General features: G+C 65.1%; 12 protein-coding genes. 7 read left to right on the top strand and 5 right to left on the bottom strand.

The annotated features are described in order from the left end of the window. Positions 1–117 precede the first annotated feature (117 nt). Positions 118–267 carry a hypothetical protein gene (locus ACLJQ7_RS42110; RefSeq protein WP_410653783.1) on the bottom strand — a complete coding sequence of 50 codons (150 nt, stop codon included), beginning with the start codon at positions 265–267 and terminating at the stop codon, positions 118–120. On the opposite strand from ACLJQ7_RS42110, the gene ACLJQ7_RS42115 reads away from it, so the two are divergent. The 5 genes from ACLJQ7_RS42115 (at position 266) to ACLJQ7_RS42135 (ending at position 2862) form a co-directional block, all read left to right on the top strand. Next, positions 266–892, top strand: coding sequence for a TetR/AcrR family transcriptional regulator (locus ACLJQ7_RS42115; RefSeq protein ID WP_410653784.1), 627 nt, complete (start codon positions 266–268; stop codon positions 890–892). The two genes, ACLJQ7_RS42110 and ACLJQ7_RS42115, sit on opposite strands and share 2 nt — an antisense overlap. Before the next feature lie 124 nt (positions 893–1016). Then, the gene (locus ACLJQ7_RS42120; RefSeq protein WP_410653785.1) at positions 1017–1412 is read left to right on the top strand and encodes a RidA family protein; all 396 of its coding nucleotides are present in this window, start codon (positions 1017–1019) and stop codon (positions 1410–1412) included. A gap of 153 nt (positions 1413–1565) precedes the next feature. Next, positions 1566–1919 (top strand): DUF3253 domain-containing protein, encoded by a 354-nt coding sequence (locus tag ACLJQ7_RS42125; protein WP_410653786.1) that lies wholly within the window; start codon positions 1566–1568, stop codon positions 1917–1919. Beyond that, the gene (locus ACLJQ7_RS42130; protein ID WP_410653787.1) at positions 1912–2211 is read left to right on the top strand and encodes a hypothetical protein; all 300 of its coding nucleotides are present in this window, start codon (positions 1912–1914) and stop codon (positions 2209–2211) included. The genes ACLJQ7_RS42125 and ACLJQ7_RS42130 overlap by 8 nt, the downstream gene beginning before the upstream one ends. A gap of 183 nt (positions 2212–2394) precedes the next feature. Next, positions 2395–2862, top strand: a complete 468-nt coding sequence (locus ACLJQ7_RS42135) for an SRPBCC family protein (RefSeq protein WP_410653788.1) — start codon at positions 2395–2397, stop codon at positions 2860–2862. 484 nt (positions 2863–3346) lie between these two features. Here the strand turns inward: ACLJQ7_RS42135 and ACLJQ7_RS42140 are convergent, their stop codons facing one another. Both ACLJQ7_RS42140 and ACLJQ7_RS42145 read right to left on the bottom strand, forming a co-directional pair. Further along, positions 3347–4576, bottom strand: a complete 1230-nt coding sequence (locus ACLJQ7_RS42140; protein ID WP_410653789.1) for a cupin domain-containing protein — start codon at positions 4574–4576, stop codon at positions 3347–3349. 46 nt (positions 4577–4622) lie between these two features. Beyond that, positions 4623–4829 (bottom strand): hypothetical protein, encoded by a 207-nt coding sequence (locus ACLJQ7_RS42145; protein WP_410653790.1) that lies wholly within the window; start codon positions 4827–4829, stop codon positions 4623–4625. Between the two features lie 228 nt (positions 4830–5057). Between ACLJQ7_RS42145 and ACLJQ7_RS42150 the strand changes: the two genes are divergently transcribed. Beyond that, on the top strand, positions 5058–5465 hold the full coding sequence (locus ACLJQ7_RS42150) for an SRPBCC family protein (RefSeq protein ID WP_410653791.1): 408 nt from the start codon (positions 5058–5060) through the stop codon (positions 5463–5465). Between the two features lie 50 nt (positions 5466–5515). Further along, complete coding sequence (locus tag ACLJQ7_RS42155; protein ID WP_410653792.1) at positions 5516–5965, top strand: SRPBCC family protein; 450 nt, start codon at positions 5516–5518, stop codon at positions 5963–5965. A gap of 540 nt (positions 5966–6505) precedes the next feature. Here the strand turns inward: ACLJQ7_RS42155 and ACLJQ7_RS42160 are convergent. Further along, positions 6506–6826 carry a hypothetical protein gene (locus tag ACLJQ7_RS42160; protein WP_410653793.1) on the bottom strand — a complete coding sequence of 107 codons (321 nt, stop codon included), beginning with the start codon at positions 6824–6826 and terminating at the stop codon, positions 6506–6508. Beyond that, on the bottom strand, positions 6823–9351 hold the full coding sequence (locus ACLJQ7_RS42165) for a polymorphic toxin-type HINT domain-containing protein (protein WP_410653794.1): 2529 nt from the start codon (positions 9349–9351) through the stop codon (positions 6823–6825). Before ACLJQ7_RS42165 ends, ACLJQ7_RS42160 begins: the two co-directional genes overlap by 4 nt. Positions 9352–9404: the final 53 nt, after the last annotated feature.

Genomic DNA, 9404 nt, shown 5'->3' on the forward strand with positions numbered 1-9404 from the left:
TCCTCGCCGTAGCGGGAATCGTCTGCCTGCTGGGAGTCGCGTTCTACGCCACAAGCGCGAGCAACGTGGCAAGAAAACAAACTAACTATAACCTGTCTCTCCATTCAATTGCGAAATTCAGTTGTCGCCGACGCGGTCGCGGTCCGGCGTGCGACGGTTGGCAAGACGGTCCCGCAAGAAATCCTCGAACGTCGCCAAAAAGGGGAAGCGTGTGCTGAGTTCGGCGAAGTTGGCCTGGTAGCCGCTCTCGGCGAACCATTCGAACATGCGCTCTTCGATCGGTTGCGGTTCGAGACGGGCGCTGCTCGAAGCCGCGCGGGAAGTACTGGCCGCCGATGGAGCGCACGCCACCGTCGCCGCGATCGCCGCACGCGCGGGTGTCGGCATCGGCAGCCTGTACCGCAGGTACCCGACGAAGGAACAGCTCTTCCAACGGTTGAGCGCGCTGGCCGTCGAGCAGTGGGCCACCGCACTCGACCAGGGGTTGGCCAACGACGACCCGTGGGCCGGGCTGGCCGGGTTCGTGACCGCGTGCGTGGAGTTCGGGCAGGGTTCGCTCGGGCCCATCGCCGGCACCATCGAGATCACCGAGCAGATGCGAGCCATGTCCCGCAGAGCCGACCAGAGGCTGGACGAGCTCGTCGATCGCGCTCATGCGGCCGGCGTGCTCCGCCCCGAGGTCTCGGGTGTGGACCTCATACTCCTGATCGAGCAATTGGGCAGATCGCCACTGATCGACCTACTCCCCGCCGCGGCCGAGGCACGAAACCGGATCATCACGATCGTCCTGAACGGCCTGCGCGGAATCCATGACGAGCCACTGCCCGGCAAGCCGCCCACCAAGAAACTCCTCAGCGAGCGCTGGACCCACGCTGACGCCGCCGAACTTTGAGTGATGGGCTGGGCCGCGACCGAGCGCTTCGGTCGGCTGATTGGATGTGTCGTAGGCAGGTGAGACTGTGATCCGCCGCCTCGGTGTGAAATTTCCGTGACGAAACTCGGTGGAGGACGTTTTCATGGCGCACGAGATCATCAACCCGGCCGGACTGCACGATCCGGTGGGATTCGGCTACAGCCACATCGCCACCACGGCCGGGGAACTCGTCTTCATCGCCGGCCAGTACGCATCCGATGGCAGCGGCCAGGTCACGTCCGGCGATTTCGCCGAACAGGTCGAACGATCGCTGGAGAACTTGAAGATCGCGCTCGCGGAGGTGGGGCTCGACTTCGGCCACGTGGTACAGCTCCGCACCTACATCGTCGGACATGACGCCGCCAAGCTGGAGACCATCGGCAAGATCATCGGCCGGATCTGGGGCGGACGGCCACCCACACAAACACTCCTCGGCGTGGCGGCGCTGGCCCTGCCGGACATGCTTTTCGAAGTGGACGCCGTCGCCGTCCGCCCATAGTTCTCCCTCAGCGACGGCTTTCTCGGCGGCACGGCGCACAGCCGGGAGAGTCGGAGGGAGGTCGTAGACCATGCCGCCCGGCACCTTGGCGATCTGACTTCATCTCCTGGTCGTGGATCTGCGTATGAGGCGAGGTGGTGCGATTCTGGCGGTATGACCGACCGATCAGGACCGCGACGTGAATTGGAGCGGATCCGGGAGAGCACCGGACCCGGTGCGGCTCAGTCCCGGATGGCTCTGGGAGCCGGACCGCTTCCAGAGCGGTTGCGGGCCGCGATCCTTGCCTTGGCCGTCGCGCGAGGCGAAGGCAGCAGCACCTGCCCTTCCGACGCGGCCAGGGCTCTGGCGGACGAGTGGCGTCCGCTGCTGCCGCAGGCCCGAAACCAGGCCCGCGAGCTCGCACGGGCCGGCGAGGTGCGGTTGACCCAGGGCGATCGGTCGCTCGACCCCGACGGAGAATGGAAAGGGCCGATCAGGATCCGGCTGCCCCGGAACGCGAATGGCTGAGCCGGAGCGCACGCCCGACGGACGCTTCGTCGTGATCGACGGCCGGCGTTGGCGAGCGACCGATCCAGAGATCCCGGAGGAGACGGCGGCCCGGTTGCGTAGTTTGCTGATGCGGGCTCGCCGGGACGTCGGCGCGGCTCGCCGTGCTCAGGACCCCGAAGCCGAGCGTGAGGCGCGGGCTCGGGTCCACACCGCCAAGGTCGCTTTGGGCGAGCGTGGCACTCCTTGGTGGGATCAGGATTCCGCGGAGCGGCGGCAACGATGGCAGCACGGTTTGAACGTTCTGAGCTGACCCGTGCCGCAGCATCCAGCGCCTTCGACCTGGGCGGGGCGATGACCCTGCAAACCTGCCGGCGGTTAGGGGACCACGGCCGTCTCCACCGGCGCCTGCAACGGGTGTGGATCGTTTAGCGCCTTCTGGAGCAGGGTATGCACTCGACGAGCCCGCCGGACCACCTTCAAGGAGATCTGTTTCATGAGCACTATCACCAAATCCGTGGACGTCGAGGCGCCGGTCGCCGACGTCTACAACCAATGGACCCAGTTCGCCGAGTTTCCCCGCTTCATGGAGGGCGTCGACCGGATCGACCAGCTCGACGACACCCATACCCGCTGGACGGTGAGTATCGGCGGGGTGACCCGTGAGTTCGACGCGACCATCACCGAACAACACCCGGACGAGCGCGTCGCATGGAAATCGGACTCCGGCCCCGACCACGCCGGGGTGGTCACCGTGCACCGGCTCGAAGAGCGTCGGACGCGGGTGACTGTCCAAATGGATATCGACCCCGAAGGCTTTGTGGAGAACGTCGCCGACAAACTCGGCATCCTCGACCGCCGCGTGCAAGGCGATCTGGACCGGTTCAAGACCTTTCTCGAAAACCGCGACGGCACCGAAACGGGCGCCTGGCGTGGCGACGTTCCTCGCCCCGGCCAGCCCTGACATCACCCCCGTCAGCCCGGTCGTTGCCCACGACAGGTGAGGTCGCGGCCGCGCTTCCGAGCCCGGCCGCGTGCGCACGTGACCGGTTCCGCCGCCTGAGGGCCATCATCGCGGTGGAGCCGGTCACGCGGCTCTTGCCTGGTCCACGCTCGACCCTGCCGCCTGATGGACACGAACTCGAGGTCTTCAGCGGTTTGTTCGATCTCGTCGACCCGCCGTTCTACCGACACCCTCGGCGACGCCCGAGAACACCGCCGCGGTAGCTTTGCGGACCCGCATTCCGCAGTCGATCAGCCGCTGCATTTGCTGCAGCCGGCAAACGTCGGAGTACCGCCGATGGCCCGCGGAACCACGTTTCGCTGCACACAGCTGACTGATACACATCTTCGTCGCCTTGATGAACGAGAACTCATGAGGGCTACCGACGCCGAACAGAGCCGATCCTGTCGCCACCACGTTGGAACGCGCGGGCACGCGAAGTTCGTCAGGCGGTCGCGGCCAGCAGAACACCTTCCCGAAGCAGGCGACGCACGAGCACGACCTGATCGGCCAAGTCCAGTCCCGGGATCTGCCCTACGTGCCATGTCTTTCCGTCGAGCAGCGCCGTCAAAGCGGTCGACGTGGAATCAGGGAGCGTGAGGTCACGGTCCGGCAGTTCGAGCACGACCCTGCCGTTTTCCGGGTTCCGGATACGGAAACGCAGCCTTTGGCGGCGCCGGACGGGATCCCCTTCGCCGACATTGAGCACCAATTTGGCGGTGGCGATCGGAGGCAGAGGTTCCGGACGATTTCCCGTCCATGCCCGCTCGCGCACGAACCGGGCGACGTCTTCGCTCGGCACCGCCTGCAGGGCGGCGATCAGGTCTTCCCGGATGGTTTTGAGATGACCGTCCAGTTGATCGGGATCGGCGACGTCGATCCCCAGCGGCAGGGACGCGCGCAGCCGTTCGTCGGAACCGACGAGCGCGGTGAGCGCCTCGACCAGCGCGAAAGTGGTGACGACGTGGATGCCGACGGTCAAATGCGCGGAGACCTCGCCGAGCGCGATCGCCGAGTGGAGCCAGCCGCGAGGGAGGTACATCACGTCACCGGGCTCGAGGACGTCGTCGATGACCGGCGGGTCGTCACGAACCCGCGCCGCGACAGCGTCGGCGTGCTTGTCCCAAGGTTGGTCGCGCAGCGGCGACGGATGGACGGGCGCGTGCACCTTCCAGTGCTTGCGGCCGGCCAATTGCAGCACGAAGACGTCGTGCACGTCGTAGTGGGCGGAAAAGCCCTGCGACGACGGCGGGGTGATGTAAGCGTTGGCTTGCGCCGGGTGGCCGAGTTCGTCGGCCAGGCCCGTGGTGAAGTCGCTGATGCTCGGCCATGTGCGGTGCAAAGCCTGGAGCACGATGGTGCTGCCGTCGGCGAAATGCGCGGCGACCCGGTCGTCACGGACCTGGTCTCCGATCTCGGCGCCGACACCACCGCCGCCGGTGAACGATCGGGAATCGATCACCGATCCATCCCTGGCGAGCCGGAGGAACGGCGTCCGTAACCCGCGGCGGGACAGTATTTCGTCGACCCCATCTAAGTCGAGCAGATCACCGAAATCCCCGCCCGTCCGCCGTAGCAACGGCTCACGGCCCCAGTGCCGGGCGGCGAAATCCCCGATGCCGGAACCGACCAACCGGGCCAGCACACCCTTCCCGACGCGGCCGACGGCCGACACCGGAAGGCACTTGCCTGATCCGGTGTCGGTCGAAGGCTCGCTGAACTCAGCTCGCGCCACTGTCCGCGCCGCCGTCGGCTCCGCCATCGTGCTTGCCGGCGGTGCCTTCGCCCGCACCGGAGTCGGCCGGGCCTTCCGCGCCGCCGTCGGCTCCGCCATCGTGCTCGCCGGGAGTTCCCTGCCCCGCCCCGGCGTCGGCGGGGCCTTCTTCATTGTCCGATGTGGTGGAAATGTCGTCGTCGTTCAGGCTCACGTCGGTGTCCTTTCGGTGATCCGGATGGAATACCGGCTGACTACCCTTGATCGGCACGTCGCACACCTCGAAGCGGGAACCCGAACGAGTTGTCCTGGTGCATGGTGGCTCCGGTGGCCCTCTCCAACCGTCGAGCAGGCGCGAGAACAGCTGATGTGTGAGTCCACGCCGACGGGGTACTCATCCGAGCAGATCGCTCCACAACCGTTTCAGGAGGTCGAGACAACTATGGGCGACTACCGGAAATCGATCGCCGTCGATGTGCCGCCGGCGCGCTTGTTCACCTATCTGGCTGACGTGCGCAATCTACCGAACTACATGCCGCGCCTGACTTCCGCCAAGCCACTCGAAGGCGACAAGGTGGAAGTGACCGCGCACATCAACCCGGCCGACGGTCCTGAACAGGATGTCGAGGGCGAAGCCTGGGTCCATGTGATCGAGGACGGGAAATCCCTGGAGTGGGGCGCTCCGGGCCCTCACGACTACCACGGTCGGCTTCATATCGAACCCGGCGGTACGGAGAATGCCGCCACTCTCGCCGTCGAACTGCACACCGAGCACGCCGAAGGTGAACAGATCGACCAGGCGCTGCAAGAGACCCTGACCGGTATCAAACGAGCCGCGGAACACGGCTGACCGCGCGCGCCCGAACCCTGGTCGCGTCAAAGAACATACGGAGGACGAAAATGGTCGAAGTCACGCGAAGCTTCACGGTTTCAGCCACCCCGAACGCGGTAACGGACTATCTCAAAGACTTCTCTCGTGCCGTCGAGTGGGATCCAGGGACGGTGACCTGCGAGCAGACCAGCGTGGGTCCGATCGCCGTCGGCACGCGGTGGCACAACGTGTCCAAGATCGGCGGAATGGAGACGGAGCTGACCTATGAGCTGACGCGACTCGAGCCTGGACGCGTGGTTTTCGTGGGCGCGAACGACACCGCGACCTCCACGGACGACATCACGATCACCGCCGGCGACCAGCCCGACACGTCGACCCCGACATACCACGCCTCCATCGAGTTCGCCGGTGCCGCGAAACTGGCGGCACCCATCGCGAAAATGGTCTTCGAGAAGCTCGGCAATGACACCGAGGACAACCTCGTCCGGATTTTTGGCTCACCGAAAGAGTCTCACTAGAGAGACAGACGACTAAGCGCTCGATTCGGCTAGCGGTGATCCTTCTCACCCTGATGCACCTGACACTTGGCGTGCCGGCTTCTTTTCCTTGCTTCCGGCGTGTTCGGTATCGCGGCTGCCGTGATGCGGCGAGGCTGGCGGGCCCGGCCAGATCAACCCGCCCACGGCGGACTGAAGAACGCTTGAGCCCGCGTCCGCGCCGCAGGGAAGCGAATTCGGATGACCGCTGATGCGATACCGCCCGCGGACGGCAGAACCGACACCGACGTGGGCTCAAGCGGTCACTCCCGGACCAGGGCACGATCGTCCGACTCCCCCGCCGACGCGACAGGTGCCTCGCCGCCTGCGTTTGCAGTCCCCAAGCACGGCGAGGCGGCGCCAGCGGCAACACGGCGAAAGTCACTGCTCTGCGATCGACCATCATCCTCACCCATGGCGCGAGCACGGCCAAGGCCGATGCCGTCGCGGCCACCGCAGATCTGGAATTGCTCTCCGCCTGGCGGACCCGAAGAGCAGTGACTTTCGCCGGGCACTGGGTTCCTATAGATCTTCATTACGCAATACGGCGAGTTCTTCGAAAGTGCTCAACTTGTCACGAAGTTCAAGCGTTCCGTAATTCAAATATATCAAGACCGAGAACGAAGGGAAGCCCTTCTCTGCAAGGGAGTCCGGCTCATCGGTCGCGTTGGCTTGAACGATTATTTCCGGCCGATCGCCAACTCCAGTGCGATAGTATTCACCGCCACGCGCATCACTATCATGCAAGCTCAGCGCAAGCCCCGTACGCTCGGCGACGATTCTCGCGACGGAACCCACAGTAGCCGATTCCACACCGAACAGGTCGAAAATTTTGCTTGTCATGGAACTATGATACTAGGTGCGCGGCCGAGTGCTTGCTCGAGTGAGTCGTAAAGCATGAAGTTCACTGGACGCCCCGCGGCAACAGAGAGGGACCTGGCCAGGTCGCCCAGCCCAAGACGCTCAAGTTCAACAGCTTTGAGAGGGCCAGTTCTGGCGCCCTTTGAACGAAGCTCAACACCGAGTTCTTTGGCTCGGGCGAGCGCGGACGAACTTGAGATTGCGATGTCGAAGTCACTGACCCGGCCGACGTCGAACGGTTCGCCGGTTTTGAAGCTTTTTCCGGTCACCGCACTGCCTTGAAATGCAGCGCGTGCGTCCGCGTATCCTGCCGTTTCCAGACCTGATCGAACGTCTTGGCTGAATCCGGCGAAATCTTCGGCGTCGGCGAAGCCGTGCGGAATGCCTGACGACGATCGGTCTTCTCCTTGGCCAGGACGTGCACAGGCCGGCCCGTCCCCCTCCCCATCGTTGTGAACGAGAATAGCGGCGCCCACGGGAGGGATGTTCGCGGCAGGCGCTTGTCCGCCGATGTTGACATAGTAGGTATGCAGCCCTTCGACAGTGAAATTGTGGACCTGTTGATTTTGGGTCCAGCTATGCGTGTCGATGACTTTCAGGAGGCGGCCGTCGGGGGTGCGGAGCAGATTCCCGCGGTCGAGGTCTTCGGCGTCTGTCCAGCGGCCGGTGTCGGCGACCCAGAAGGGGTGTTCATCGGTGGCGGTCACCACGCCGGTGGCGTCCCCACGGTCGCCGTCGGTGTCGATCGTGATCCGGACAAGTTCTTTCAGACCGTGGCCGGGGATCAGGGCGAGTACCGGCTTGGCCTGGGTAAGGCCGGTAACAGGGTCGGTGGCCAGAACCCGGTCGCCGAGCATGATCTGCTCGATCGGCTTGTAGGTTCCGTCGGCGAGCAGAACGGGGGTGCCCGGGACAAAGCTGTTCGGTGTTGCGCAACGGGTCGCCGTGTCGGCTGTATCCCGTGCCGGCGGAGTGGGGTTCGTATCGGATTCCGGCTTGCTGTCGCTGGGTTGCCGCCCGTCCTCGGTGTTCTGCGGGAGAGCCCCACGCCTTGAGCCGTCACCAGATGACTCGGGTTTGAACGAAGGGTCATCGGTACGGTGAGCCGGGGAGTCTCCGCGGTCGGTGCGGGGCAACGTGGGTAGTTGCGTCGCCGGCGCAGGGCGCACCTGAGTGGTGCGCTTGTCCTCTGAGGGCCGGGAGGTCGGGTTCGCGGGCGTTGCGGAGCCGCGGTCGTCAGTTCTGGCCGGTGCACGGTCACCGTAAGTGGCGGGTCCTCGCGGGTCGGGCACGGGCGCTACGGCCGGGGAAGATGGTTCGTCCGCGGAATGCGAACCGGTCGACGGGCCGCCACTGGTGGGGCTGTCGGCGCGCTGGCCGGGAGCATCGGGCCGGATCAGCTTCGCCGGTGTGGTGACTTTTCCCAGCCCCACGACGTCCGCGACAAGTCCGCCAGAGCCGGATACGGGTGCTTGCCGGAAGTCCTCGATGGCACGCTTGCCTCGCTCGACCGCTTTGTCCCACGATCCCTGGGGGTCTTTGACGACGTCACCCGCGATTTTCGAGGCGCCATCGACGAAGTCTTTGGTGCTTTGCTCAACCTTGCGTGACGCCTGCTCGTCGCCTTGTGCGGCTTCGTTGAGCGTGTCGATCGCTTCACCTGCCGTGTACACGCCGTCGTACAATGACCTGTAGGCGCCGGCGGCCAACCGCTTCGCTCCGGTGAGCGGATCGGTGTTTTTGACCGGGTCTCTTCTCTCGCCCTCGATCTCGCTTTCAGCCCAGTCCCTGGCTTTTTTCAGCTCCGCTTCGAATGCGTCTTCGGCTTCGACCAGAGTCTCGCCGACGCTCTTCGTCTTGGCTGCTTCAGGTTCGGCGATGACGGACTGCAGCGACTTGGCGTCGGTGACCCGGAACCTACCGTCGGGCAACCGTTCAATCACCTGCGCTGTCCGACCGCCGACCTTGTGGCCTCGCGTGGCGTCGGTGTAGTCCAGTTGTCCTTGCGCGATTCGGGCCTGCTCCGCCAGCTTCCGTCGCTTGGCCGCGTCGCCCGGGGCCCCGCCGCGCTGGCTGTCCGCGTACGCCGCCCACGCAGCCGTGTACTTCCGTGCTTCCCGCAGCTTGTCATCTGCCGCTGCCTGTCGACGTTGTGACTGCCGGGTATGTTGCTGTCGCAGCCGCTCCACCTCGGCCTGGGCCGCTGCGGCCTGTTTTCCTCGCCGTACCAGCGCGTCCCCGCCTGTCGCCGCCGAGCCTGGGCCCACCGCGAACCGATTGGCCTCCTCCTGCGCGGCCTCCAGTTGACGCTTCAGACCCGTTCCCGGGTTTCCGCCACGCTGGCTTTCCGCATAGGCTTTCCACGCGGGCGCGTACTTCTGGTACTCCTTTTGCTTCTTCTCCTGCTGTGCCTTTTGCCGGTCCTTGTATTGTTGCTGCTGCTTCTCCAACCGCTCAACTTCAGCCTTCTGCCCCTTCTCCTTCGCGGAATCCAGCTGCCGCTTCATCCCCGTACCAGGCGAACCCCCACGCTGACTCTCCGAATAGTCGCGCTGCGCAG

Origin of the sequence: Amycolatopsis sp. cmx-4-54, assembly GCF_046548895.1 — a bacterium.
Taxonomy (GTDB): Bacteria; Actinomycetota; Actinomycetes; order Mycobacteriales; family Pseudonocardiaceae; genus Amycolatopsis.

Excerpts from the sequence above, each read along its gene's own strand:
- ACLJQ7_RS42115 (WP_410653784.1), top strand. The coding sequence starts at position 266 with ATGCGCTCTTCGATCGGTTGCGGTTCGAGACGGGCGCTGCTCGAAGCC.
- ACLJQ7_RS42110 (WP_410653783.1), bottom strand. The coding sequence starts at position 267 with ATGTTCGAATGGTTCGCCGAGAGCGGCTACCAGGCCAACTTCGCCGAA.
- ACLJQ7_RS42120 (WP_410653785.1), top strand. The coding sequence starts at position 1,017 with ATGGCGCACGAGATCATCAACCCGGCCGGACTGCACGATCCGGTGGGA.
- ACLJQ7_RS42125 (WP_410653786.1), top strand. The coding sequence starts at position 1,566 with ATGACCGACCGATCAGGACCGCGACGTGAATTGGAGCGGATCCGGGAG.
- ACLJQ7_RS42130 (WP_410653787.1), top strand. The coding sequence starts at position 1,912 with ATGGCTGAGCCGGAGCGCACGCCCGACGGACGCTTCGTCGTGATCGAC.
- ACLJQ7_RS42135 (WP_410653788.1), top strand. The coding sequence starts at position 2,395 with ATGAGCACTATCACCAAATCCGTGGACGTCGAGGCGCCGGTCGCCGAC.
- ACLJQ7_RS42150 (WP_410653791.1), top strand. The coding sequence starts at position 5,058 with ATGGGCGACTACCGGAAATCGATCGCCGTCGATGTGCCGCCGGCGCGC.
- ACLJQ7_RS42155 (WP_410653792.1), top strand. The coding sequence starts at position 5,516 with ATGGTCGAAGTCACGCGAAGCTTCACGGTTTCAGCCACCCCGAACGCG.
- ACLJQ7_RS42160 (WP_410653793.1), bottom strand. The coding sequence starts at position 6,826 with ATGACAAGCAAAATTTTCGACCTGTTCGGTGTGGAATCGGCTACTGTG.
- ACLJQ7_RS42165 (WP_410653794.1), bottom strand. The coding sequence starts at position 9,351 with ATGAAGCGGCAGCTGGATTCCGCGAAGGAGAAGGGGCAGAAGGCTGAA.